At 59.2% G+C, this 24679-nt stretch carries 20 protein-coding genes and 1 tRNA gene; 10 read left to right on the forward strand and 11 right to left on the reverse strand.

Annotated features, from left to right (window positions below; all coding sequences use genetic code 11):
- Positions 1–28 precede the first annotated feature (28 nt).
- Together ACUJ47_RS12690 and ACUJ47_RS12695 are read left to right on the forward strand one after the other, a co-directional pair.
- Positions 29–1165, forward strand: coding sequence for a DUF4268 domain-containing protein (locus tag ACUJ47_RS12690; protein WP_445538748.1), 1137 nt, complete (start codon positions 29–31; stop codon positions 1163–1165).
- Complete coding sequence (locus ACUJ47_RS12695) at positions 1165–2016, forward strand: HNH endonuclease (RefSeq protein WP_445538749.1); 852 nt, start codon at positions 1165–1167, stop codon at positions 2014–2016. The genes ACUJ47_RS12690 and ACUJ47_RS12695 overlap by 1 nt, the downstream gene beginning before the upstream one ends.
- A gap of 89 nt (positions 2017–2105) precedes the next feature.
- Here the strand turns inward: ACUJ47_RS12695 and ACUJ47_RS12700 are convergent, their stop codons facing one another.
- Both ACUJ47_RS12700 and ACUJ47_RS12705 read right to left on the reverse strand, forming a co-directional pair.
- Positions 2106–4895: a restriction endonuclease gene (locus ACUJ47_RS12700; protein ID WP_445538750.1), complete on the reverse strand. Its 2790-nt coding sequence runs from the start codon at positions 4893–4895 to the stop codon at positions 2106–2108.
- A complete protein-coding gene (locus tag ACUJ47_RS12705) occupies positions 4879–6852 on the reverse strand; it encodes a site-specific DNA-methyltransferase (protein WP_445538751.1) in 1974 nt (657 codons plus the stop codon). Before ACUJ47_RS12705 ends, ACUJ47_RS12700 begins: the two co-directional genes overlap by 17 nt.
- An 888-nt stretch (positions 6853–7740) precedes the next feature.
- Here ACUJ47_RS12705 and ACUJ47_RS12710 point away from each other — a divergent pair.
- Positions 7741–9198 (forward strand): hypothetical protein, encoded by a 1458-nt coding sequence (locus ACUJ47_RS12710; RefSeq protein WP_445538752.1) that lies wholly within the window; start codon positions 7741–7743, stop codon positions 9196–9198.
- A 110-nt stretch (positions 9199–9308) separates the two neighbouring features.
- Here the strand turns inward: ACUJ47_RS12710 and ACUJ47_RS12715 are convergent, their stop codons facing one another.
- The 4 genes from ACUJ47_RS12715 to sppA all read right to left on the reverse strand — a co-directional run bounded on the left by ACUJ47_RS12715 (position 9309) and on the right by sppA (position 13445).
- On the reverse strand, positions 9309–9608 hold the full coding sequence (locus ACUJ47_RS12715; RefSeq protein WP_445538753.1) for a hypothetical protein: 300 nt from the start codon (positions 9606–9608) through the stop codon (positions 9309–9311).
- A gap of 39 nt (positions 9609–9647) precedes the next feature.
- On the reverse strand, positions 9648–10793 hold the full coding sequence (locus tag ACUJ47_RS12720) for a surface-adhesin E family protein (RefSeq protein ID WP_445538754.1): 1146 nt from the start codon (positions 10791–10793) through the stop codon (positions 9648–9650).
- Positions 10794–11414: 621 nt separating this feature from the next.
- A tRNA-Val gene (locus tag ACUJ47_RS12725) sits at positions 11415–11489 on the reverse strand.
- A gap of 72 nt (positions 11490–11561) precedes the next feature.
- The gene (sppA, locus tag ACUJ47_RS12730; RefSeq protein WP_445538755.1) at positions 11562–13445 is read right to left on the reverse strand and encodes a signal peptide peptidase SppA; all 1884 of its coding nucleotides are present in this window, start codon (positions 13443–13445) and stop codon (positions 11562–11564) included.
- Positions 13446–13780: 335 nt separating this feature from the next.
- Here sppA and ACUJ47_RS12735 point away from each other — a divergent pair, with 335 nt between their 5' ends.
- The 3 genes from ACUJ47_RS12735 to ACUJ47_RS12745 all read left to right on the forward strand — a co-directional run bounded on the left by ACUJ47_RS12735 (position 13781) and on the right by ACUJ47_RS12745 (position 16922).
- Positions 13781–14812, forward strand: coding sequence for an aspartate carbamoyltransferase catalytic subunit (locus ACUJ47_RS12735; protein ID WP_445538903.1), 1032 nt, complete (start codon positions 13781–13783; stop codon positions 14810–14812).
- On the forward strand, positions 14809–16038 hold the full coding sequence (locus ACUJ47_RS12740; RefSeq protein ID WP_445538756.1) for a dihydroorotase: 1230 nt from the start codon (positions 14809–14811) through the stop codon (positions 16036–16038). Before ACUJ47_RS12735 ends, ACUJ47_RS12740 begins: the two co-directional genes overlap by 4 nt.
- 74 nt (positions 16039–16112) lie before the next feature.
- Complete coding sequence (locus ACUJ47_RS12745; RefSeq protein ID WP_445538757.1) at positions 16113–16922, forward strand: hypothetical protein; 810 nt, start codon at positions 16113–16115, stop codon at positions 16920–16922.
- Positions 16923–16985: 63 nt separating this feature from the next.
- Here ACUJ47_RS12745 and ACUJ47_RS12750 read toward each other — a convergent pair whose 3' ends face one another.
- The 3 genes from ACUJ47_RS12750 to ACUJ47_RS12760 are packed head-to-tail and all read right to left on the reverse strand — an operon-like array spanning position 16986 to position 19549.
- Positions 16986–18350: an SPOR domain-containing protein gene (locus ACUJ47_RS12750; protein WP_445538758.1), complete on the reverse strand. Its 1365-nt coding sequence runs from the start codon at positions 18348–18350 to the stop codon at positions 16986–16988.
- Positions 18351–18382: 32 nt separating this feature from the next.
- The gene (locus ACUJ47_RS12755; protein WP_445538759.1) at positions 18383–18820 is read right to left on the reverse strand and encodes a hypothetical protein; all 438 of its coding nucleotides are present in this window, start codon (positions 18818–18820) and stop codon (positions 18383–18385) included.
- 12 nt (positions 18821–18832) lie between these two features.
- A complete protein-coding gene (locus ACUJ47_RS12760) occupies positions 18833–19549 on the reverse strand; it encodes a ParA family protein (protein WP_165196747.1) in 717 nt (238 codons plus the stop codon).
- Between the two features lie 224 nt (positions 19550–19773).
- Here ACUJ47_RS12760 and ACUJ47_RS12765 point away from each other — a divergent pair, with 224 nt between their 5' ends.
- The 4 genes from ACUJ47_RS12765 to ACUJ47_RS12780 all read left to right on the forward strand — a co-directional run bounded on the left by ACUJ47_RS12765 (position 19774) and on the right by ACUJ47_RS12780 (position 22697).
- Positions 19774–21054, forward strand: coding sequence for a DUF418 domain-containing protein (locus ACUJ47_RS12765; protein ID WP_445538760.1), 1281 nt, complete (start codon positions 19774–19776; stop codon positions 21052–21054).
- Positions 21055–21238: 184 nt separating this feature from the next.
- Positions 21239–21427, forward strand: a complete 189-nt coding sequence (locus ACUJ47_RS12770; protein WP_445538761.1) for a (2Fe-2S)-binding protein — start codon at positions 21239–21241, stop codon at positions 21425–21427.
- Positions 21428–21556: 129 nt separating this feature from the next.
- Entirely contained in the window at positions 21557–22036 is a 480-nt protein-coding gene (gene bfr, locus ACUJ47_RS12775; protein WP_445538762.1) for a bacterioferritin, read from the forward strand.
- A gap of 190 nt (positions 22037–22226) precedes the next feature.
- On the forward strand, positions 22227–22697 hold the full coding sequence (locus tag ACUJ47_RS12780) for a hypothetical protein (RefSeq protein ID WP_445538763.1): 471 nt from the start codon (positions 22227–22229) through the stop codon (positions 22695–22697).
- A 66-nt stretch (positions 22698–22763) separates the two neighbouring features.
- On the opposite strand, the gene ACUJ47_RS12785 is transcribed toward ACUJ47_RS12780, so the two are convergent.
- Positions 22764–23261, reverse strand: a complete 498-nt coding sequence (locus ACUJ47_RS12785) for a DUF2721 domain-containing protein (protein WP_445538764.1) — start codon at positions 23259–23261, stop codon at positions 22764–22766.
- A 15-nt stretch (positions 23262–23276) separates the two neighbouring features.
- Positions 23277–24662, reverse strand: a complete 1386-nt coding sequence (der, locus tag ACUJ47_RS12790) for a ribosome biogenesis GTPase Der (protein WP_445538765.1) — start codon at positions 24660–24662, stop codon at positions 23277–23279.
- Positions 24663–24679 lie beyond the last annotated feature (17 nt).

Below are 24679 nucleotides of genomic sequence, written 5' to 3' on the forward strand. Positions count from 1 at the left end.
CAGACGTTATTTGATTGGAAGCTATTCGATGTTTCAAGTTGATCGTAGCGCAAACCAATTGAAGCAACTTAACAAGACCACATTTGCTGATGCCGGACTGCGCGAGAGAGATCACCTGCAAGAGTGGCTTGCAAAATCACCTGATGCGCTCGGTCAGGCAATCGGCGAAGAACTCCTTGTCATTCAGAAGGAGTTTGACGGTTTCGATGGAACGCGGGAACGGCTCGATTTGTTGGCCTTGGACAAGAGTGGGCAGCTCGTCGTTATCGAGAACAAGTTGGATGATTCGGGCCGCGATGTTGTCTGGCAAGCACTGAAATATGCGGCTTACTGCTCTAGCCTAAAGAAGGCGGAGATCATTACCATTTTCCAGCAATACCTCGACAGCGGAACCGGGGGTGATGCTGCTTCAACAATATGCGAATTCCTTGAAGAGGATGCACTCGACGAGCTGGTCTTGAATGAGGGCAATGACCAACGGATCGTGTTTATCGCGGCGAATTTTCGGCGGGAGGTCACCTCTACAGTTCTTTGGCTGCGTGAGCACCAGATTGACGTTCGTTGCGTGAAGGTGTCTCCATTCCTCTTTGGTGATCAATTGTTTATCGATCTGCAGCAGGTGATCCCGACGCCAGAAGCGGCGGACTATATGATCCGAATGGCTCAGAAGGATACTGAGGAGAAATCTGCCAAGGGTGCCCAGCGCTGGAGTCACCAAATGAGGCAAGCGTTCTGGGCGGAATTGCTTGATGCCTTCCGAAGCGCTGGGCTGGAGCGCTGGCAGAACATTTCACCATCTCGTGATCACTGGCTCACTTCCAGCATCGGCGTCGCTGGGTGCAGCCTCACACTGATATTCTTGCGGCAGGAAGTTCGCGTTGAACTCAGTCTGGCTCGCACCGATCAATCCGACAACAAATGGATATTCGATCAGCTTGCAGATCAACGGTCTGAGATTGAGAACGAGTTGGAACTAGAATTGGAGTGGCGACGCCTGGATGACAAGAAGGTCAGCATAATCCAGTGCAAGAAGGCCGTGCAGGGCTACAGCAAAGAGAACTGGCCCGACATGATCGCATGGCTTGAGGCAAGCTATCGAGCGATGGAAAAGACCTTCACGCACCGCGTTCTCAAGCTAGCCGAACAGATGAAGGCTGGCAGCTAATGTCGGTCTTGGATGAAATTCGGCCTTCGAAGAAGCTTCTCGTCTTCGACCTCGTCGAAGAAGCTGGTCTCGATATGTCCGACTGGATTGCCAGCTCGAACAATCCCAGCGGGGTCAAGGCGAACCCAAAGTACTGTTACGAGTGGTCTTTCGTTGAGCCCGGGCAGGTGGTGATCCTCAACCTTTGGCACGAGTCCATGATCGAAGAGAACGGGACCATTATCGAACGGGGAAATTTTCGCGCGGACGCTGAGAGGCATCGTGGACCTCAAGGTAAGGCGCAGTGGTTTCAGCGAGGGAAGAAATTGGACCAGGCGCTGCAAACAGCGTTGCGGGATAACCTGCCGATCCGCGTAATCATAAACTCAGGTGAGCGTCGCAAACCATCCGGTACAAAGGCATCAAGAGTTTTGGCCAGGCAGCTCGATCCAAAGCCTTGGACAATCTTGGAATATGATTGGTCAAACGGAGCGCATGTCCTCCAGCGCGGGATTGTGGACCGCCAGTACGTCGATCAATTCGATATCGAGCAAGAGCAAAAATCCAGCCCTGAAAAAAGGGAGCAATCCGGCTCGGTCTTTGTTCGCGACCCCAAGGTCAGAGATGCGGTAAAGCGCAGGTCTGGGGGAAATTGCGAATATTGCGGTGACGCTGGCTTCGTCATGGAGAGCGGTGCTCTCTATCTTGAAACCCACCACATCGACCCTCTTGGTGAGGGCGGAACTGACAGCGTCGGAAACGTCATTGCGCTTTGTCCCAAAGATCACCGCATGGCGCATTTCAGCCGGGACGCAGCGACAATGAGGTCAAGAATGAAAGCGATTGTGGGGCTCAAGGCGGCGTCTGATTGATCCTACATTGCGTAGCCGGTCGCTTGCAGTCCTGTCAGAACATAGATTTGGAGCAAGGTCGGCCATCTTGGCCCGACACACGTGTCGTCTCAGTCGTTTTCAGGACCATAACTTTCAAGCCGAATGCCCGCTTCTGCGCTCGTAAACTCGTAAATCACCTCTCCATTGGGAGCAGCTGCAAAATGGCGTCTCGCGAATCTAATCCGCATGGCTTCGTCCCAATCTAAGTCAGCCAGGTTCGTAGTAGCCTTGGTTTCTTGAACCAGATAGAGGCGCTCGGCATCCCCGTTATCGTAGACTATTGCCCAGTCGGGAGAATATTCGCCGACGGGTGTTCGGACTTTGAACCGGCGAGGTAGCTTCGTGAAAAACCTCACGTGGTCGCTATCGTTTTCCAACTGAGTGGCAAAGCTTCTCTCTACATGGCTGTCGTAAGCGAGATGGTCGAAAAGATTTGATCCACCTGAAGGTGATTCCATTATCCCGTTTGATGGATCTGTTCCTGCACGGACGGGTTGGGGGTGCAATCCCTCGGCGCGAATAAATACTAACTCTGCGTTCCACCAGTCGCTCTCATCGTCGGGCACATAGTCAATGTGCTTCACCATCTGTTCGATGGTCACCGAGCGAATTGCCTGGGCGACTATCCTTGCCCAACCTTCGGGATCATCAATTGCTCTATCTTGGAGCTTTGGAGGAACGGCAGCTGCAATCGAGGCGATGGTCTTTCTCGTAAGAAGTAGCGGAAACTTTGCCGACTGAAGCTGATCCTCGATCAATCTAACGATGTTTGGAAGCTTTCCGCCTTTGATCGACAAAGACGTCCCAGCGCTCTCTGCAATATCTGTGTCGGAGGTAATGACCTTCCCATCATCGTCATAAACGAGCTCACCCGAATGAATGATGTTTGTGCGCTTGGCCAAAAACTTGAGGTCTTCGAGGTGCTCTGACTCGCTCACAATCTCGGGCAATATTGATGCATCTATATTTACACGATAGCTCGCCTTGAAACGTATGCGGTTCCAGAGCTCTTTGAACTCAGGACTCAGAAACTGGTCTTCGCGGCGCTTGACAATGACCGTTCGGTCGACATCATCTGGGTCGGGGCCAGGCGTCGATCCGGACGCTGCATATTCCTTGTTGAGGCCATCACGGAACTCGCTGAACGACTCATCTACGATCAGGGTAAGGCGGCAGACTGCGGGATCGGTAACACGAACTCCATTCTCGTCGACTGGAAGCCTTAGGCCTCTGCCAATCTGCTGTCTTCTCTCAACTTCTGAGCCACTATGCCGCAGAAAGCAGACTTGAAAAACATTAGGGTTGTCCCACCCCTCTTTGAGCGCAGAGTGCGAAAAAATGAATGCGCGGGGGTTGTCCTTTGTGAGGATCAACTCCTTGTTCGCAATGATCTCTTGATAGGCACGGGCCTGCTGTTCTTGAGCGTCCTTGGAAGCGCCGGTGGCATCCTTGAATATGCCCGTTTTCGTGGAAGGAAAGTAGTGAACACGCAGCTCCGAAGGATCAGGACAGCCTTCAGCCTCATTCCCCGCCCGCACCCATTCTTCGCGGTACATTTTGTCGAAAAGGTCAGGCAGGATTGGTTTGGCGTCTGTGTCTGTGGGCCAGTAGTCAGCAACTCTTTCGACAAAGAAGAGGGTGAGTACCTTAACCTCGTAACCTAGGTGATCGATCTCGACTTGCCGCTGTAGATGGGCACGGATCGAATGGCGGATTTGATCCTGCCACATGGATTCTCGGTCGACGCCGATCTCCTCGCCAATCTGAATTTCCAAACCGTTCTCGAAAATCACCCTATCCGGTTGGCGTTCAAACCGGTCGACGACCATACCTCGGTATTGGTCTAGCCCACCTGAAATCTCGAAGAGATCGTCGCCGTTCTGAAGGACGGCATCGGTTCGCTCTGCTCCCTTGCCCGTGGCTTCATCGATCATGACCTCGGCAAATAGTCGTTTCGTCTTGGAACGAAGTTTGTTCACCCGCAGGTACGGCTTGCCCGACGCTCCAGCCGCAACGCCCTTAACTGCTACCCGCTTAACTAATCCAAGTTCTGTCGCCGCTTTGGGGCCAAGGCGATGTACCAAATTGAATTTTTCAGCGTGAGTGGCGCTGTATCTCAGGACCACCAAAGGGTTTAGAGTCGCAATTGCTTTCTTACGCAGCGGAGTTTTGAAATTCTGAGGCTCGTCAACGATTACAACGGGACGTAGCTTCGCGATCGACGCCATTCCACTTTCGGCCGCGCCCCACAATTGAGGCTGTTCCGCCTCTTGGTAGACTACGGCGGTGTCGGGCTTGTCGATGGCCTGCACGCTCGCCACAAGGAATTGGACCGTGCTGCTGGGCTCAACAAAATCGTCTAGGGCTGGGCCCTCGCCAAGAACCCCCCAGCTGTAGTGCAGCGATGGAAACTTGGCTCGGAAGTGCTCCTTCGTTTGCTCGAAAGTCTTGATGACACCGGCCCGGATTGCGACTGAATGAGCCAAGATGACAAATTTCCGCAAACCGTGGCTTTGAGCGAGCTGGAGTGCGGTCGCGATGTACACATATGTCTTGCCAGTCCCCGTCTCCATCTCAACCGAGAAATTCGGAGATGAGTGGGCTTGCCCAAGTAGGTCTTCGTCGATCTCTAGGAGCTCGAGTTTCGATTGCTTCTCAACACCCGATTCACGCTCGGTAACCTTTGCGAGGCGCTCCGACAAAACATCGTAGTCGATCGAATACCGCTCATGGCCGTCGGCACCTGCGGCCTGACCGATTGGCCCTACAGCCGGTGGGTGCAAGGCACCTTCAAAAAGATCGGTAACCGCATGAACTGCAGCAGCTTGGTGTGCTTGATCTTCAAAGCGAAACTTCACGCTGCACCCGCTCTAACAATATGAGGTTTTTCTGCATCCTGGGCGCCAGTGTTAGTGTTGTGGCATCCTCCAATTTGTCGCCACGCAAGATCAACATGTCATCGGACGTAACGCCCAGACTTTCAGCAGTTTCTACCGTGAATGCCCCGAGTGATACGAACAACCTCGACGTATCGCCGTTCTCGACTGGTCGAAATTCGAACGTCTTCACGCCCTCAGTTTCGTGCACTGTCACAGGTGAGTTCAGCTTTGCTCCTGCGGCCTTAAGAACAAGTTCCCAGGCTACCGCCTCATCTTCAGAGCCCTCAACGACCGGTGAGCCCTGTGCCATGTCAGTCAGTTGTTTTAAGTATGTTTGACCCGTAGTTTCTTCGTCTGCGATGATTGGTTTATCGATCACGAGCTGCGATGGGCGTGCGCGGAAAACGCGAAAGCCTAGATTATCTTTACCTAGTTCCTTTGCAGCACGACGAAGTCTTTCCGCCGTGATCTCGAAAATGGTCTCATAGCCATTGTCTAGAGCAGTCTGGCCCGATTCTTCGGACGGGTCTGGTTCTTCTGGAGCTTGGACCAGGAGCCACTGTCGAACTTTGTGATCGGCCGCGTTTTGCTCCCAAACCGCGTGCCCAGTTGATCCTGACCCAGCAAAAAAGTCGACAATGAGATCTCCATCACTGGTTAGCGATTGAAATAGTCGTGCTAGGACTGCCGTACTCTTGGGATCATCGAAAACCTTCGCTCCCATGAGGGTGTCTAAGGCCGATGATGCTCCACTTCTATCCTGATAGAATGTGGATGGAGGTGCCCACATTTCTTGCTCGCGTAGATACTTCTTGATGCGGATGCGTTTGGCTTTTCCAGTCGGATAGATGAGCCTTCCTTCGGCATCCAGCTGCTCCATTCTAGGAAGCTCGTAGCGCCAGCCGTTGTCAGGTGGAGCGTAACCTTTAAAATCGTAGACTAGGTTCTCCCTGTAGTTGGGGCTCGAGCTGTTATCCGAGGTCCAAACCCCACCATTGTCGATGAAGTTATAATGTGAGTGGGCCTTGGACGGATTTCCATCGGGCAGAGAGTCATACCAATCACGCAGCTCAGCCTTCGCCGACTCTAGGTCCCCACCGTGCTTCGCAAGCAATTCCTTCTCTTTTGCATAAACCGGTTCCAGACCTGTTTTTCGCTCTCGCCAGACCGTGTCCAGTTCTTTGAGATGATTTCGGTCTCGGGCGTAAACAAGAAGATAATCCTGCCCACCAGCTGTCAACTTGGCGTCGCCTTTTCGACCTCCTTGCCACGTCATCATGTCCACGAAATTGTCAGCACCGAAGACGGCGTCCAAGAGCAAGCGGAGGTGATGGACCTCATTGTTGTCGATTGATGCCAGAAAGACGCCATCACGCCGCAGCAAATGCCTTGCGACGACTAAGCGTGGAAACATCATCGTGAGCCAAGGGCCGTGTTTCTTGCCACTTGTCTCAATCTTGCTTGTTGTAGCGCCTCCCTGACTATCGACCTGACCGCTTTCCTGGAGGTATTGTGCCTCAGGGATTGAGAACTTGTCGTTGTATGTGAACGTGTTTCCAGTGTTGTAGGGAGGATCGATGTAGACCAGCTTCGCTGCCCCTCGATAGCTCGCTTTGAGAATCTTCAGTACTTGGAGGTTGTCCCCCTCTATCAGGACATCTCTTGCCGTATGCCAGTTCAGGGAGGCGTCCTGATCCGGCACGAGGGTCGCCGTTGTGGCGGCACGAGCATCGGCTCTTGCGACCTCGATTCCGGGCCAAGTGAATGCGAAAGGAGTCCTTTCTCCTCTCTCTGAAACTCCCAGAGCAGTGAGCAGTTGCGAAACATCAAGATCGCCGTCGGGGAACGCCGAGGGTATAAGATCGCGGAGTTCTTCTAGGAGCTCCTCCAAAAGATCGGGGGTCGTGCCGCTAACAGTGCTAATGTTATTACTCATCAACTCTTCTTCATGATTGTATTTTCTTCATACTTCAATCGCTTGGCTCTCAAGGACGCCACACCTCATCGCGAGATTCGGTAGATGACGGAGCACCATCTCGCTTTATTGCTCAATAGATGCGTGATGATCATAAGCAACCTTGCGGCCAAAAAGATGTTGAAATTGGGTTCTCTCAGCTCCCGCCAAGGAAACTGGGTTTTAAGGTGCGGTCGGATGATGCGCGCAGAGCATTCCAGTTGCTGGCCTCGCAACGTTTAGCGGTTTGCGTCCATGTCCCTCGCTTCGAATTTGCGTGGCCCGAAGAGTCAATGCGTACTACGGCATGCCGACGTGGTTTTGGTTGAATTCCTATCTCTTTAGGTGCTTGGGTGCGCTGTGTCGTAAGGTCTAGTTTTGTCTAGTCCTAGGCGGTCACCAGCAACGTTGAATTTCGATGCAATATCGGTTATAAGCATCCTATCGGGCGTGGTGCCTGATAAAGTAAAATCTACTAGATGCGCCCCTCTCAGGGGTGAAGTGGTCCGAAAACCGAGCCGCCTTTAAGCTCTGGCACTGTTCCCGCGAAGGGGAACCTTAAACTAGAGCGCCCCTTGCGGGTTAACAGGCTGAAGTAAGACCCTGAAGCGTTCTGGCACTATTTTACCGTCCTTCGCATAAACGGTAAAATGCGAGGTAGCCATGAACGCTATTCCCGAATTCTATTCTGACAAAGATATTGCGCGTATTCTGAACATGTCTCCTGCCTGGGTAAGGGGGCAGAGACACAAGCGTCGCAACGGCCTTCCATGCACCTTCGACCTGAAGCCGAGATATATCGGCTCGTGCCCCCGTTATCTGCGCGACGAGGTTGAAGCATTTGTCGCCTCTTTGAGGGGGTGACTAGCGATGAAAGTGGATATTGATCCCGGCATTCGCGCCGGGCCCGTCATGTTGCCCGCCCAAAAGGCACGACAACCACGATCTGGAGTGGCCAGGAAGGCTCCCCCAGGTGTTGGGGTGTTCTTCGACGAACGGCTCGATTTGCGGGACCCAGAGGGGCGTGCCTTGGTGGACCGCCTGATGGAAGCCTTCGTTGAGGTCAGAGCGAAGCAGAGGCTTCGAGGCATGGAGCTATGGCGATTGCGTGTCCGCAAATTGGCCGCAAACGTCCTCAGGGCCTATTTCTTCCGCAGGCCCCCTTCCGTTCTGTACTTTAGAGGGGCAGCAGCGGGCTCATATGAAAGCAAACCTCAATGGATGAGGCATGGCGCGCTTGGAGACGTTGCAGACACTCTGATGGCAGCTGGCTTGCTTGAAGGGACCACTGGGAAGAAGATGCCATTCTACTCAGCGACTCCCTCTTACGCCTCTTCCCTCTGGGCAAGTGATGCGCTGATTGATTTGGCGAAGGGCCTTGGTGTCACCGAGAGCTCGATCGTCTCGCGTGTCTACGAGGATGATCTGGTGCAGCTCTATGCTCCCAAGAAACGGCCTGAGTTTGACCGCATCAAAGGGCAAATATTGCAGCCTAGGAAAGGGGAAAGAATTTGGTTCGAACACACGGACGAAACCAAAGTTTGGCGTGAAACGCTTCTTGCCATCAACGGGTCCTACCGGCGGCAATCAATCCAACTTGGTCTGTCAGATCGTGATCTTCAGACATGGTTGGATCAGCTCAACACTGACCCTGAAAAGAACGGGCCAAAGCATCGTGCTCCGGAACTCTTTGCTACCGACCTTTATCGTGTCTTCAACGATGGGAATGCCAAGATTCCATCCTTTGAGAAAGGAGGGCGGCTATTTGGCGGATGGTGGATGCAAGTTTCCGAAGAGGCTCGCAAGGCCATCACAATCAATGGAGAGGCGACGGTAGAACTGGACTACGCCAACTGCCATCCAAGAATGCTCTATCATCAGCAGGGGTTGGAATTTGAAGGCGATCACTACCGTGTTCCTGAGATTACCAGATATGAAGAAGAGCACGGTCTTAGGTCTGGGCATTATCGCCCTTGCATCAAATGGCTCATGCAAGTTCTGATCAATTGTGGGGGGAGGCCCGATATGGTCTCAGCTCCGGCCGATATTGAATTCCCAGACGACCTAGAACGAAGAGAGATCGTGCAGTTCATTGAGGCCATGCATGAACTGATTTCTAATGCATTTGGCACAGGAATAGGCCTTCAGTTGATGCGCCTGGAATCCGACATAGCGTTGGAGATCATTTCAACGGCGATGGAGGATGGTTGGACGGTCCTTTCTGTCCATGATTCCTTTATCACAACAACAGATCGACGAGACCATCTCCACGAGTTGATGGTGCGAAGCTATGAGCAACGACTAGGTCAGAAACCAACGATCAAATGAATTTTGGCTTGGCAGCAGCTAGGGCTGATCTAGCAGATGCTTAGTGAGGCCGCTCACTGCATTTATAGGAACTCATAAGCCCACCCAAGCAAGGAGCCCTAGCTGCAACCTTACGGGTTCGTACCTTCCGTTGTCGCGTTTTCTAATGAGCTCTCGATTGCATTTCCAAGCTCAACAGTAGCCACAATGGCAAGAAGCGGGAGGACCATGCCGGAGACAATGCCAATGATGGCGAATAGGCGTGGCTTGCGGCGCAGAGCAATCAGCCCTGCAATGATTGCGAAGGGGGACAAGACTAAGCTCACTACGCCCACATACGGCATGAACCCAAAGAACAGGCTCGAAATCCCGGCAATGGATGACGCCTTACCTAGATTGTTCTTCGGCTCATCACTGTCCACATACGACATTCGACACAATCCTTCCTTCAAGGTGCTTTGAGCGGTGCATTAGCCTTTCTTCCAGCAAAGCATTTCGAGAAGCGCTTCGCCGATTGTGTCGGGAACAACCTTGCGCGGGGAGGCGCCACTCCACTTTTCCGATGAAGTTACGCGGCCAGCAGGATCATAAGTTACCTCTTCTAGAGTGGAGTAGCTATCAGATTTACAGTAATATATCTGATAAACTAGGCGTTCTCTGTCTCGAGTTGATTTATCTTTTCTATGATCCCATTTGACCCAAGTTGTGACCCTGCCTGATGAGACATTTAAGGATTCTAAATCTATGAATATCTGAGATCCCAGATCACTACCTGTAACATATAGCCACCTGGAGTTCTTCAGGTGGTCCGAAAGCAATGCGGCGAGATATTGCCGTGATGCCCACCACGGAGCTTTGACTTCGTATACTAGGCGTGTTTCCTCGTCAGTAAGCTCGAATACACCTGCGCGATCCTCACTTCCCCACATCCAATCAAGTTGAAAGTTAGCCTCGCGTTTCTTCTCAGCTGGCTTCGCAGGGGCTATCACAATCGGTGGAGGAGGTAGCGCTGCCTCTTTGCGGGCAATGTTCGCCGCGCTCCAGGATGGCGGAAGAGTTTCAAAGCTGATTCCAGCCGCGTCACTGTTTAGCTTGCTCAACTCCATTAAGCTGTGCGGCGGCTCTCTAGTGGCAAAAATCACGCTTTTGGCCGGAAATCCTAGCAAGGTGAGATACCGGCCAATGATGGCATTGGCAGCACCTGACTCTTGCAACTTGCCCTGCTTGTCACGGTAAGCGGCGTGAAATCCAATAGTACCCTTCTCGGATAGCCATCGTTTTTTCCCGGCGATCCAAATAAGCGCGCATGCAGATGTGCACTTCGCTCCATCTGGCACAACGGTTTCGTATCCCGCTTCCCTAATTCGCTCTCCGATCTTGATGGCCGGTATGAGCTGACCGCCGGTGCTATAGAGCACCACGATCTTATCGGTTTCTACGAGGGTTGATAGCGCCAAGAACTTTTCGGCGTCTCCCTCTTCGATTGGCCCATCCACCATGATCGCGACCTTACCGTCGATCCACTTTTCCGGAATATAGATTGTCGCTGCGTTTGCGGAGAAATGAAGCAAACTCAAAAATGGTAAGGTTAGGGCCCAAAGGATTATGCGAAACATGTCTCTGCTTACCTTTTTACCGCGAAAGGAATGCAACTTTATTGTAAACTGTCGACGTCACTAAATCTATGGATTTAATGAAAAATACGACATCATATGGGGAGCGGCTGAGATGTTTTGAGGCATGCGACAATTTTTGAATTTTTTGGAAGGACGATGGCTGCTTGCCATACGGTCCAACTCTAATAAAAATCCAACCCTCCCCGCGGGGGGAGGGGGCTTCGAAACGTCGGCGCCGTCATGCTACTCTAGTGCCAGTCGTCGGGATGGAGCCCAGGGCGGTGCGCTTGGCGCTGCAGTGCTACGACCGTCCTGCGTCTCGTTTGAAATGGGGCCGACCGATGCCCATATTGAGCCTTCCGGGTCGAGTTTAAGGAGAAACCAATGGTAGGCTGGCCCAAAGTCAAAACAGGCCCGACAGCGGGGAAAGACAGGTCTCGAAACAAGTCCGATGGGCGGATTCGGGGAAAACGCTCAGATGCTGGGAAACCACGTAGCACCAAGAAGAAATGACACGAGCGATTCGCTAGCTCAAGCACCGCGTTTTATCCCGAGGATGATGGGGATATGGTGGGGCGTTTCTGAGAAGCGAGCGCCAGAGAGCTTAAGTCATTGAAAAGATGGTGGGCGCGGCAAGGATTGAACTTGCGACCCCACCCGTGTGAAGGGTGTGCTCTACCACTGAGCTACGCGCCCGTCCGGCTGGACAGGGGCGCGCCATTGCCACGCAGCAGGTCGATTGGCAAGGGGCCAGTTGCGCGGCGCGCCTCAGCTGGCTCCGAAAAACCTTCCCAGCAGCGCCAGCCATCCGCTGATGCCGGCGGTACTGCCTGCCCGCACTTCGCGCGGGCATTCGAGGCAATAGGCCTGTACTCCCTGCACACGCGTCAGCCGGTCTAGGTCGGTTGCGACCTGCGACAGCGCGGCGTTGCGCTGGCGGGCCAGCATGGCGAAGACGTCGGCAGTTCCTTCGGAGTCCTCCGCACTGTCGACCAGCAACTGGCGGATCAGCGAATCATAGCTTGAAGGCGTGGTGCCGAGCCGCTTGGGATACCAGCCGCCATCCTCAAGCCCGGCCTGCTTTGCTGCCCATTCAAGCGCGTCGCCGAGCCCGCCGAACTGGTCGACGAGGCCGAGCTGGCGCGCGGTGCCGCCATCCCAGACGCGGCCCTGCGCGATGGCATCGAGCCGCTCGGGAGTGATCTTGCGGCCTTCGGAAACATGGGTGATGAAATCGGCGTAGCTGTCTTCGACCGAAGCCTGCAGGATCGCATCGACTTCGGGCGTGAAGCCCGCGATGATGTCGGGCTGGCCGGACAGCGGCGTGGTTGGCACTCCGTCGGAGTGGATGCCGAAGCGCGCGGCGGTCTTCTCGAAAGTCGGGACGACTGCGAAAACGCCGATCGAGCCGGTGACCGTCTCGGGCTGGGCGAAAATGCGGTCGCCGGTCGAAGCGATCGAATAGCCGGCGCTCGCAGCGACATTGGCCATCGAAATCGCCACCGGGATGTCCAGCGCCTTGTGGCGCAGGATGGCGCGACGGATCTGTTCGGACGCAGTCACCGAGCCGCCCGGCGTGTCGATCCGTACCACCAGAGCGGCCAAGTCGTCATCGAGCGCATCGTCGAGCAGTTCGGCAATGCGGTCGCCGCCGGCGGTGCCGGGGCCTGCGTCGCCGTCAACCACGTCGCCCGCAATGGTTATGATCCCGATCGGGCGGCCATGCTTGCCCGGCTTGGTGTCGACCAGATAGGGGCCAAGATCGGTCGAAGCGAATGCGCCCGGCTCACTGCTCCAGTCGTCCTCGCCCGAAACTTCCGCCACTCGCGCACCCCATTCGGTGCGATCGCCCAGCTTGTCGACCAGCCCGGCGGTGAGCGCTGCCTGCGCGAGGTCGCCCTTGGCAGCCTGCACCCAGCCGACCGGGTCCTTGGTGACAAGGTCGAGATCGGCGGCGGGGCGCGCCTTCTTCACATTGGCTTTCCATTCTTCCCACATCGCGCCGTAAAGGCCGCCGATGTTCTCGCGCGCCTCGTCCGAGAATCCTCTGCGGGTATAGGGTTCGGTCGCCGCCTTGTGGGTGCCCACGCGATAGACGCGCGCGTTCACGTCGAATTCCTTGAGCAAATCGCCGTAAAACAGATAGGCGCCGCCCGGGCCGCCTATCACTGCGCCGCCGATCGGATCGACCCACACTTCGCTGGCGTGGGCCGCAAGCTGCAGGGCGTCGTCGCCATAGGCGAAGGAATAGACCAGCACCGGCTTTTTCGCGACGCGCACCCGCGCCATCGCTTCGCCCACTTCCTGCAAGTGGACTTGGCCGCCGCCGAGGAAACGCGAAAGGTCGATCGCGACCGCCTTGATGCGGTCATCGCCCGCGGCAGAATCGAGCGCGCGGACCAGTTCGCCGACCTCATATTCGGTGACCGGGGCTTCCTGGCTCAGCAGCGCCGCGAACGGATCGACCTCGGACTTTTCTTCGACGACATAGCCGTCGAGTTCGATCAGTAGCGCACCGTCACGCACCATGCCGGGGCTGGGCCGCGCAGACAGGATCGCGAACAGTAGCGCGAAGAACAGCAGCATGAACACAAGGACAAGCCCGTCCTTGATGCCGACCAGCAGCCGCCAAACCTTTCCAGCAAAACTCATATTTCGTCGATCCAATTGCGTTTGTGGGCTTAAACTAAGCGCGAAAGTGCAAACTTCCACTGAATTCGGGGCAAGGAATTGGTCGAGCCGCCGATATCGCTCGCCGAACGGCTTTGGATGCGGAGGTGCGGATTCCCACTGGACGGTTGGTTAAATCCAACCTAGAGCGCCGTTCCATGCAAGACCTGCTCCACGAAATCGAACAATTCTGCCTCCGAAACGGCATGTCGGAGACGCGCTTCGGCGAACTGGCGCTCAACGACAAGCCCTTCGTCTCACAGCTGAAATCGGGGCGCGATTTGCGCGGCAGCACTGCTGCGCGATTGCGACAGTTCATGGTGGATTTCGAAGCTGGCCAGTCGGCCAACCTGCCCGACAATGGCCGGTTTCCCGCGGGACGGCTGGCCTTTCCGCATCGCGACCTGCTCGGCATCGCCCAGCTCGAGCGGCACGAGATCCTCTATGTGCTCGACCAAGCGGAGCCGTGGATCGATCTCAACCGACAAAGCTCCAAACATGCCGATCTGCTGGCGGGCCTGACCATCATCAACGCCTTCTTCGAGAACAGCACGCGCACGCTGCTGAGCTTCGAGATCGCGGGCAAGCGGCTGGGGGCGGATGTCGTCAACATGCACGCCGCCCAGTCGAGCGTGAAGAAGGGCGAGACGCTGATCGATACCGCGATCACGCTCAACGCCATGCGTGCCGATGCGATCGTGATCCGCCATGCGTCGAGCGGGGCGACCCAGCTGATTGCCAGCAAGGTCGATTGCCCCGTGCTCAATGCGGGTGACGGGCAGCACGAACACCCGACGCAGGCGTTGCTCGACGCGCTTGCTTTACGCCACGCGCTGCGCGAACGCGGCGAGGCGGCAGAGGATTTCACCGGGCTCACGGTCACGATCTGCGGCGATATCCTGCACAGCCGCGTGGCGCGTTCGAACCTGCTGTGCCTGCAGGCACTGGGCGCCACGGTGCGGCTTTGCGCGCCGCCCGCGCTGATGCCCGCAGGGATCGAAGCGCTGGGCGCGCAGCCGTTCCACGATTTTGACGCCGCGCTGGCGGGCAGCGACGTGGTGATGATGCTGCGGCTCCAGACCGAACGGATGCAGGGCCAGTTCATCCCCTCCGCGCGCGAATACCACCACCTCTACGGCCTCACGAAGGAGCGGTTGAAACGCGCCGCACCCGATGCGCTGGTGATGCATCCCGGGCCGATGAACCGCGGGGTCGAGATCGACAGCGACGTTGCCGACCTGATCGACCGCTCGATCATCACGCGCCAGGTCGAAATGGGCGTGGCGATCCGCATGGCTTGCCTCGATATCCTGACCCGGCGGGCGCGGCAGGTGGAGGGCTGGGCATGAAACAGCTTGCACCAGTCACGATCACCAATGGCCGCGTGGTCACGCCCGGCGGCATCGCCGAGGGTAGCGTGCGGCTGGTCGATGGGCGGATCGAAGCAGTCGGCGATGTAGCGCCGCTGGACGGTGACGAAGTGATCGACGCGCGCGGTAAGCTCGTCGCCCCCGGCCTCGTCGATTTCGGAAGTTTCGCGATCGACAAGCCCGCGTGCCATTTCGGCGGGATCACCCGCGCCGCGCTGATGCCCGACCAGTCGCCCCCGCTCGATCTGCCGAGCCGCGTCAGCTACATCGCCAAGAGCGGCAAGCCCGACCTGTGGGTGCATCCGCTGGCCGCCGCCACGCGCGGCCTCGAAGGCAGCGAACTCGCCGAGATCGGCCTGATGAAAGAAGCGGGCGCGCGCGGCGTCGCGACCGGGCGGCGCTGGATTGGCGATAGCGGGGCGATGCTGCGGCTGCTGCAATATGCGGCCATGCTCGATCTGGTGGTGGTGAGCCATGCCGAGGATGCCGGGCTGGCCGGCGACGCGGTCGCAACCGCCGGTGAAATGGCGACGCGGCTCGGACTCCCGAGCGCCCCGGCGGAGGCCGAAGCGCTGGCGGTGGCGCGCGATATCGCGCTCGCCGAAATCTGTGGGGCCCGGCTCCATATCCGGCAGGTGACCACCGCCGCTGCGCTCGAACTGGTGCGTGCAGCGAAACGTCGCGGGGTTGCAGTCACGGCGGGCGTAACCCCGGCGCATTTCATGCTGTCCGACCTTGCGACGGCGGAGTTCCGCAGCTTCGCGCGGCTTTCGCCCCCGCTTCGCAGCGAGGCGGACCGACAGGCAGTGATTGCCGCGATCGGCGACGGGACGATCGACGTAATCGCTTCGGGCCACGATCCGCGCGGCCCGGAAGACAAGCGCCTGCCCTTTGCCGATGCCGAGCCCGGCATGGCCGGGGCCGAAACGCTGCTGGCCATGACGCTCACGCTGGTGCGCGATGGTGTGATCGACCTGCCCCGAGCCTTCGATCTTCTCGCTGCCGCACCGGCACGCCTGCTGGGCGTGGCCGCCGGGGAGATCGAGGTGGGGCGCGAGGCGGATATCGCGCTGGTCGATCCCGAAAAACCCTGGATCGTCGACCGCGCGAAAATGGCCGCCACCGCCGACAATACGCCTTTCGACGGTCAGCCGGCGCAGGGACGCGCGACGGCCCTGTGGAAGGGCGGCGTCAGGATCGCCTAGCGCGGCTTCTCTTTTCCCGCCGTTCGCTGTATCAGCCCGCGCAGGGTCGCGTTCCTCAGGGAGGGTAGGGGAACATGGCGACACATGCCCAAATTCAGCCTGCGTCCGGCGCCGAAGCGCCGTCGCTCACGGCTTTCATCGACCGCTGGATCTATGTTTTCATGGCGGCGATGCTCGTCGCGGTCGTGCTGGTGGGGTTCATCCCGGATTCGATCGGCAAGATCGCAGCAGTGGAGGCGGGAGAAAGACCGCCCTTTCCATTCGCCATGCATGTCCATGCCGTGCTGATGGGAAGCTGGATGCTGCTCTTGCTCACGCAGACGACACTGATGGCGACGGGGCGGCGCGATTGGCACATGCAGCTTGGCATGTTGGGGATGGTGCTCGCACCCGCACTGGTGCTGGCGGGCGTGGTGCTGGTTCCCACCAATCTGCAATCGATGATCGCCTTTGCAGAGGGCAAACCGCCCGAAGTCCAGGCCGAGGTACAGGGCTTCCTGCATTTCATGACCAATATCGCGCTGATCCAGGGGCGGGTTGCGATCTGCTTCCTTCTGCTGGTCTATCTCGGATTGAAGGCTCGCAAACACGATCCCGGCTTGCACAAGCGGCTGATGATCCTTGCCACGACAGTGCCCATGCCGGCAGCGCTCGATCGCATGGAGTTCCTCTATCACACCATGCCGGATTCGCCGCTAAGTGCCGATTTCTGGCCGCTGTTCTGCATCGCGCCGATGTTCCTGTGGGATCTTTACCGCCAGCGGAAGATCCACCGCGCCTATTGGATCTGGGCGGCGGTGATGGTGCCGACCGGCATATTCGTGAACCTCGCCTGGAACAGCGACTGGTGGCACTCCTTCGCCCCCGGGATCCTTTACGGCTGAAATGAAAACCCCCGGAGCCTTGCGGCGCCGGGGGCATTCACGCTGAATTTCAGGAGATGCGCGTCAGCGTGACGCGACGCGGATTCCGCGATCCACCGCGCCGGGAAGCGGGCGGCTCGCCGCATAGGCAATGCAGCCCTTGCCGCCGGACTTGACCGTCTGGCACATGGCGGTGGCGCTGCGCGCGCCATAGCCAGCCGCTGCAACGCGGAAATAGGTCTTGCCGCGTACCACCGCCTCGGTGATCACGACGTCGCGGCCCGAAAGCTGCGGATATCGGGTCTGGTAGATGCCCCAGGCGCGCTCGGCGCTTGCGCGGCTGGCAAAGCTGCCCAGCTGCACGAGGTGCGTGTTCGAGCCGCTGTCAGCCGTTGCGGCCATGCGGCGCTGCGACGAGCTGGCGGCGAGGCGCGAAGCGGGTGCGGCCGGCTTGGCGGCGGGCTTCTTGTAGTCGCTCGGCAGCTGCTGCACGACCGGGCCGGTCGCGACGCGCTGGGCCGGAGCGGCAGCGGGTTTGGGCGCGACAGGCGTGCTGTCCTGCGCGAAAGCGACTGCAACGGTTTGTGTCGCAACGGGCTTGGGCGAGGGTGCAGGGGCCGGCGCTTCGACAGGCTGCGCCACGGCAACCTGCGGCACTTCGCTGGCTGCGAGTTCGGGCCCGGCGATATCACCCGCCGCATCGGCCACCATCTGCCCATGGCTGGGGAAATTGGCGAGCGCGAGCTGCGCGGGCTGGCCGCCGTCATGGGACGGGGAAACCTGCAGCAAGCTAGCGACGCGTTGCTGGTAATATTCGGGAGCGGCAAGTTCAGCCCATTCGCCGATACGGTCCGAGACCATGTCGGCCGGGACGTCTTCCGCGACCATGACGCGCGCGGCGCGCCAATTGCCCTGCAACGCATAGGCATAGGCGAGGTTCTGGCGCAGCTTGGCGCTCGACTGGCCGCTGCGCAGTGCGTCGGAAAGCACGGCGACGCCTTCATTGGCATCGCCCGCAAGCGCAAGCGCGAGGCCAAGGTCGGCCGGGTCGATATCGTTGCGGGCTCCATCGAGCGCATCCACCGCTTCGCGGCTGTTGCCCAGCGCGATCTGCGCCAGCGCATAGCTGAGCACGGTGCGCGGATCGCTGTCGCCCAGTTCCATCGCGTCGCTGAAGCTGGTCGCCGCGGCCTGGAAGCGGCCTGCCTCGAGATAAGCAGCGCCCAGCAGCGCGCGGCTCTGCGCATTGCGGGGATCGGCCAGCACGGCGCTTTCGGCATGGCTGACGGCCTTGCTGAACTGTCCCTTTTCAAGCGCGACCTGCGCCTTGGCAGCCGATGCCTGAGCCGGCGGAGCGGCTGAAGTGGCGCAACCCGACAGCGCGATGCTGACGAGTGCAGTGCTGACCGCAAGGGCGATCTTCGGCTTGTTGGTGGCGGTCTGGCTCATTGGGTCATCCCCCTCAGTTCACGCATTTCCGGTCACTTGCGCGTCATTTTGTCGGCAAGCGCATCGAGGTCCTCGACTTCGGCCAGCAGCCGGTCGAGAGCATCGGTAACGATCTGCTGCGCGCTTTCGCCCTTGATGGTGGCGGCAAGGCGCAGCTTGAGATGGCGCTGCGCATCGAGGCGCAGGGTAAAGGCGGCGCGCTTGCCGCGCTTCGAGGCCGAGACGCGCTTGGCCGGTGCAGCCGCACGGGCGGAAGCGAGGCGGATCGCGGGCGCTTCGTCATTCGACGGCGGCGTCAGCTGCACGACATTGTCCTGTTCGTCACCGCCCATGTCGTTCCAGCCGAGATCCTCGAGATTCGCGGACGAAACGTCGGGGATCGGGGCGAGCTGCGGGCGCATCGCGGGCTTGGCGCCACCTTTGCGGGCCAGCAGCGTCGGGCTCAGGGAAGCAAAGCTGGCTTCGGTCATGGCCCGCGCTCCTTACTGAGCGACGCGGCGGCCGAAACCGCCTGCCGGACGATGCACGCCTGGCAGCTGCGACTGCGAACCCGGGGCAGCAAACACCGTGCGGCGGAAATTCTTTTCGAGCCGGTCCGAAATATACTTCCACAGCGCGGTCACTTCGGCGGCGCTGCGGCCTTCGGGATCGACTTCCATCACAGTGCGGCCATCAATCATCGAGGCCGCGAAATCGGTGCGGTGGTGCAGGGTGATCGGGGCCACCGTGCCGTGCTGTGACAGCGCGACCGCGGCTTCCGAGGTGATCTTGGCCTTGGGCGTGGCGGCGTTGACCACGAACACCAGCGGCTTGCCGGCGCGTTCGCACAGGTCGACGGTCGCACCCACGGCGCGCAGATCGTGCGGGCTCGGACGGGTCGGCACCACGATCAGTTCGGCGACCGAGATCACCGACTGGATTGCCATGGTGATGGCCGGCGGCGTGTCGATCACGGCCAGTTTGAAGCCCTGCTGGCGCAGGACCTGCAGGTCGTTCGCCAGGCGCGCCACCGTGGTCTGGGCGAAGGCGGGATATTCCGCTTCACGCTCGTTCCACCAGTCGGCGAGCGACCCCTGCGGGTCGATGTCGATCAATACCACCGGGCCAGCGCCAGCGCGCTGGGCCTGGACGGCGAGGTGACCGGACAGGGTCGTTTTGCCCGATCCGCCCTTCTGCGATGCCAATGCAAGTACTCGCAACGCCTGGTTCCCCCTGGTTAGCCCTTCAAAAGATGCCGCAACCAATGCGGCTTCAAACAGGGGGATGGCAGTATACCCCTAATTTTGGGTTAACGCCGATGCGCCAGAAGCAAGGTTTCGGGGCGCGGCAAAGGCCTTGCCGGTGTCGCAATACATCGCGCGCGGCTTTCCAAAGGGGGCCAGCGTGTTATGAGTGCAAACCGCAGGGGATTAAGGGGAATTCGATGAATCACGCAGACATGCCGGCAGCGAATGGCGACACGGCCGCTGCCGCACCGGTTGTGGGCGCGGACCGGATCGGAAGCCTCGATTTCATCCGCGGGCTGGCCGTGATGGGCATCCTTGCGGCGAATATCGTCGCCTTCGGCCAACCATCGAGCGCTTATATGTTCCCCGACGCCTTCCTTGTGCCCAGCGGCGATCAGGGCGGCTGGCTGTGGATTGCCCAGTTCCTCCTGATCGACGGCAAGATGCGCGGGCTGTTTACGCTCTTGTTCGGCGCCGGACTGTATCTCTTCATGGAACGTGCGTGGGCGCGTGGCGCCACCCGCTGGCTACAGGCGCGGCGACTTTTCTTCCTGCTGCTGTTCGGGCTCGCGCATTTCTTCCTGGTATGGTTCGGCGACATCCTGACCTATTACGCGCTGTGCGGTTTCATCGTGCTGCTCTGCCTGCGCTGGCGGGCCAAGACGCAGCTGGTCGTCGGGCTGGGTGGTTATATTCTGGGCGCTCTCGCCTATGCGGCGATCTTCGTTCCGCTTCATTTCATCGCCGATACGCCGATGGGCAAAACGGCATCGCTGACCGAAATGCGCTCGGGTCTCGAGGAATCGAAGGCCAAGGCGTTTGCAGAAGACGAAGTCGAAACCGGCCTCATATCCTCGGGCGACTATTCCGGATTCGTCGCGCACCGGATCACCGAGCACACATTCGAACCGCTCGCCAACGTGCTGCTGTTCTGCATGGAAAGCATTCCGCTGATGCTGATCGGCGTGGCGCTTTACCGGCTCGGCTTCTTCGGGGGCGGGTTCGAGCGGCGCGACATGATCCGTTGGGGCTGGATCGGGCTGGCGGTTGGCGGAGCGATTCATGTCGCCATTGCGCTATGGGCCCGGCAGGTCGGCTTTACCTATTACGGCAATCTGGCGGCATTCATGGGGTTCAGCCCTTTGCCGCGGCTGTTCATGGTGTTGGGGCTGGCCGCGCTGCTGGTGGCCTATTCGCCCGGCTGGACCGGCTGGCTGGGACAGCGGATCGTGGCAGCGGGGCGCGCGGCCTTCAGCAATTATCTTGGTACGTCGATCGTGATGCTGTTCGTATTCCACGGCTGGGCGCTGGGCCTGTATGGCGAACTCAACCGCCCGCAGCTTTACCTGGTCGTGGCGCTGGCCTGGGTGGCGATGCTGGCATGGTCGAAGCCATGGCTCGCGCGCTTCCGCTATGGCCCGCTCGAATGGCTGTGGCGCAGCCTCACTTACGGGAAGCTGTTCGCCCTGAGACGATAGCTGACGCGCTTGGCCGCGGCAGCCAAAGGGCGACCGCCCGCCCGCAGGCGCCCTGTAGCGAAGCGGAGGGAGTAGCGCCGAGGATGCACCTGCGGAGGCAGGTGCCAAATACAAATTTCACTTGCTATTGAGAATAGTTCGCATATTTCTACTCCTGCGAATCACTCGCAGGAGACTGCCGCCGATGTATGTCTGCATCTGCAATGCTATCCGCGAAACCGAACTGCGCCATGTTGCACGGCGCACTTCGGGCGATGCCGAGGCGGCCTATGCTGCGCTGGGCAAGCGCCCCAATTGCGGCACCTGCCTGATGGAGGCTGACGCGATCCTGTTCGAGGAGCGCGAATTGGGCTGCAAGCCGATCGCCGCCTGAGCGGGTTCCGCGCTAACGCAAATCGCTCGCAAGTGGCGGAATTCCGCCATTTTTCATCCGCTCATCTTGTCTTTCCGGCCCCATGGGAGCATAAATCTGCGCTCATCCGGGAAGCAAGGGAGCCGCGCCATGAAGGGCGACGCAACAGTCATCGAATTCCTCAACAAGGCGCTCACCAACGAGCTGACCGCGATCAACCAGTACTGGCTGCACTACCGCGTGCTGGCCGATTGGGGCGTGGCGCAGCTCGCCGAATATGAGCGGCACGAATCGATCGACGAGATGAAGCATGCCGACCAGCTGGCCGAGCGGGTGCTGTTCCTGGGCGGGCTGCCCAATTTCCAGGCGATCCACCGGCTGAAAGTGGGCGAGACGGTCGAAGAAATCCTCAAGGCCGACCTTGCGATGGAGGAAGAGGCGATCCCCTTGCTGCGCGATGCGATCGAGCATTGCGAGAAGGTGCGCGACTATGTCAGCCGCGACCTGTTTGCATCGATCCTCGAAAGCGAGGAGGAGCATGTCGATTTCCTCGAAACCCAGTTCGAGATGATCGGGCGGATGGGGCTGCAGAACTACGTTCAGCTGCAGAGCAAGCCCGCCGAGGAATGATCGCGGGCCGCCAAGCCGGCCTCCAAACCTTCAAATCATTGCCGTGCGCCGGGCCGATCCGGCCGGGCCGATCGCATTGACTCGCCTATGAATAGCGCGCACACCGTGCGCCGGAAGCGTCAGGTTGAACCTGTGGGTCGTGCGCCTTCCTTTTCCGGGTCGCAGTTACCTGTGAAGAAGGGGTACGAATATGAAGACCATCCTGAAATCGATCGGCCTTGCAAGCGCGACTGCCGCTGCTTTGGCATTTGCCTCGCCTGCGGCAGCCCAACTCACCGTTTGGGAAGACTACACGCCGCAACAGACAGTGATCGAACTGACCTATGTGAAGGTCGATGAAGGCCAGCTGGACACCTATCTCGAAGGGCTCGCCCAGACCTGGGTGAAGGCCAATGAAGTGTCGAAGAGCCTCGGCCAGATCACCGACTATGGCATCTACACCGTTCCTTACGGCAGCAATGAAGTGAACCTGGTGTTGCGGATCAACTATCCCAACATGGCTTCGCTCGACGCCGACAAGGCCGAGTACGACAAGTTCATGACCGCATGGGGCAATGCCAATATGGCAAACAGCAACAAGACCGTGCGCGAGGTCTACAACAAGATCCGCAAGATCAAGGGCACCTACATCCTGCGCGAACTGCGGATGAACACCAAGTAGTTCGCTGCTCGATTGGGCGGGCAAGGGGCGGGGCGCGCTGCGCTTCGCCCCTTCTGCTGTCGAGGGTTAGTCGCCGGACGGGCCGTCCCGGTGCTCCTGCTCTCTATAGCCGCGCGCGGCGACCAGCGTTTCGACCACGAAATGCAGCAGCCCGGTGATCAGGAAGCCCATGGTCGCGATCCATGCCAGCGCCGTCACCGTGCCGATCTGCGGCTTTATGAAGGCGCTGACGAACAGCAGCGCCACCACCACGCAGATCGTCAGCCCCGCAATGGTGCTGAACATCACCGCGCGCTGCGCCAGCAGCCGGCGCCGACGCAGCCAGGCCAGTTCGCTGTAATCGCGCGGCGTCCGTTCCTCTTCCATGCGTTCTTCGAGCCGCTCGATCCGCTCGGCGACCCAGATCATCCGCGTCATCATCACGTTCATGATCGCGCCGATCGCCGCCAGCAGGAAAGCCGGTGCAAGGCTCAGCCGCACGATTTCCTGCACGCGCAGCGTGCTCGCGGTGCGTTCCAGCAAATCGGTGGCGATGTTGCCGCTTGAAGCGAGGAGATCGAGCATTCCCGGATACCTTCCTCAGTCCTTGGCGTAGGGGTTCTTCGGGCTCTTCAATACCACGCGCACGGGCACGGCGTCGAAGCCCAGGTTCTTGCGGATACCGTTGACGAGGTAGCGCTCGTAGCTCTTGGGCAGCATGTCGAGCCTTGTGCCGAACACCACGAAGCGAGGCGGGCGGGTGCCCGCCTGCGTTATATAGCGCAGCTTGATGCGCTTGCCGCCGGGCGCTGGCGGCGGATTGGCTTCGAGTGCATCGTCGAACCAGCGATTGAGCGCGGCGGTCGGCACACGCTTCGACCAGCTTTCGCGAAGTTCGAAGGCGGCGCGCAGCAGGTCGTCGAGACCCTTGCCGGTCTTGGCACTCACCGCGAACAGCGGCAGCCCGCGCACTTGCGCCAGCCCTTCGTCGAGCGCGTGGCGGATGCCGTTGAACAGTTTCGACGGGTCTTCGGCGACGTCCCACTTGTTGATCGCCACCATCAGCGCGCGGCCTTCCTGCAGCACCAGATCGGCGATCTTGAGGTCCTGGTGTTCGAGTCCCTGCGTCGCATCGAGCAGCAGCACCACCACTTCGGCGAAATCGACCGCGCGGCGCGCATCGGCGACCGAGAGCTTTTCCAGCTTCTCGACCACATTGCGCTTCTTGCGCATCCCCGCGGTGTCGATCAGCCGCACTTCGCGTACGTCACCCGATTTCGGATCGGTCCACTGCCAGTCGACCGCGATCGAATCGCGCGTGATCCCGGCCTCGGGGCCGGTCAGCAGCCGGTCTTCGCCCAGCAGGCGGTTGATCAGGGTCGATTTACCTGCGTTGGGCCGCCCGACGATGGCCAGCTTGAGCGGGCCGAGCGGGGCTTCCTCGCCTTCGCTCAGTGCGAATTCCGCGGCGGTTTCGGCCGCTTCTGCCTTTGCACCGATGATCGGCCACAGCGCGCCGAACAAATCGGCCACGCCTTCGCCATGCTCGGCCGAGATGGCGATCGGTTCGCCCAGACCCAGCGCATAGCTTTCGAGCACGCCGCCTTCGCCCGCGCGGCCTTCCGCCTTGTTGGCGACCAGCACAACGGGAACGCTCTGCCCGCGCAGCCAACGCCCGATTTCCTCGTCCAGCGGGGTCAGGCCCGCGCGCGCATCGATCACGAACAGCGCGGCGTCGGCGCCTTCGAGGCTGACTTCGGTCTGCTTGCGCATCCGCCCGGGCAGCGTTTCGGGGTCGTCATCTTCCCAACCGGCAGTGTCGACGATAGTGAAGGCCATGCCCGCGATCTCGGCATCGCCCATGCGGCGGTCGCGCGTCACCCCCGGCTGGTCGTCGACCAGCGCGAGCTTCTTGCCCACCAGCCGATTGAACAGCGTGGACTTGCCGACATTGGGCCGGCCGATGATGATGACCTGCGGTTTCATGCTTGCCGGGCGGAGTG

Source organism: Altererythrobacter sp. Z27, assembly GCF_052683155.1.

Coding starts and splice junctions, on each gene's coding strand:
- ACUJ47_RS12745 (WP_445538757.1), top strand. CDS start 16,113: ATGGCGACACATGCCCAAATTCAGCCTGCGTCCGGCGCCGAAGCGCCG.
- ACUJ47_RS12695 (WP_445538749.1), top strand. CDS start 1,165: ATGTCGGTCTTGGATGAAATTCGGCCTTCGAAGAAGCTTCTCGTCTTC.
- ACUJ47_RS12690 (WP_445538748.1), top strand. CDS start 29: ATGTTTCAAGTTGATCGTAGCGCAAACCAATTGAAGCAACTTAACAAG.
- ACUJ47_RS12780 (WP_445538763.1), top strand. CDS start 22,227: ATGAAGACCATCCTGAAATCGATCGGCCTTGCAAGCGCGACTGCCGCT.
- ACUJ47_RS12740 (WP_445538756.1), top strand. CDS start 14,809: ATGAAACAGCTTGCACCAGTCACGATCACCAATGGCCGCGTGGTCACG.
- ACUJ47_RS12710 (WP_445538752.1), top strand. CDS start 7,741: ATGAAAGTGGATATTGATCCCGGCATTCGCGCCGGGCCCGTCATGTTG.
- bfr (WP_445538762.1), top strand. CDS start 21,557: ATGAAGGGCGACGCAACAGTCATCGAATTCCTCAACAAGGCGCTCACC.
- ACUJ47_RS12735 (WP_445538903.1), top strand. CDS start 13,781: ATGGTGGATTTCGAAGCTGGCCAGTCGGCCAACCTGCCCGACAATGGC.
- sppA (WP_445538755.1), bottom strand. CDS start 13,445: ATGAGTTTTGCTGGAAAGGTTTGGCGGCTGCTGGTCGGCATCAAGGAC.
- ACUJ47_RS12720 (WP_445538754.1), bottom strand. CDS start 10,793: ATGTTTCGCATAATCCTTTGGGCCCTAACCTTACCATTTTTGAGTTTG.
- ACUJ47_RS12770 (WP_445538761.1), top strand. CDS start 21,239: ATGTATGTCTGCATCTGCAATGCTATCCGCGAAACCGAACTGCGCCAT.
- ACUJ47_RS12765 (WP_445538760.1), top strand. CDS start 19,774: ATGAATCACGCAGACATGCCGGCAGCGAATGGCGACACGGCCGCTGCC.
- der (WP_445538765.1), bottom strand. CDS start 24,662: ATGAAACCGCAGGTCATCATCATCGGCCGGCCCAATGTCGGCAAGTCC.
- ACUJ47_RS12785 (WP_445538764.1), bottom strand. CDS start 23,261: ATGCTCGATCTCCTCGCTTCAAGCGGCAACATCGCCACCGATTTGCTG.
- ACUJ47_RS12755 (WP_445538759.1), bottom strand. CDS start 18,820: ATGACCGAAGCCAGCTTTGCTTCCCTGAGCCCGACGCTGCTGGCCCGC.
- ACUJ47_RS12715 (WP_445538753.1), bottom strand. CDS start 9,608: ATGTCGTATGTGGACAGTGATGAGCCGAAGAACAATCTAGGTAAGGCG.
- ACUJ47_RS12705 (WP_445538751.1), bottom strand. CDS start 6,852: ATGAGTAATAACATTAGCACTGTTAGCGGCACGACCCCCGATCTTTTG.
- ACUJ47_RS12750 (WP_445538758.1), bottom strand. CDS start 18,350: ATGAGCCAGACCGCCACCAACAAGCCGAAGATCGCCCTTGCGGTCAGC.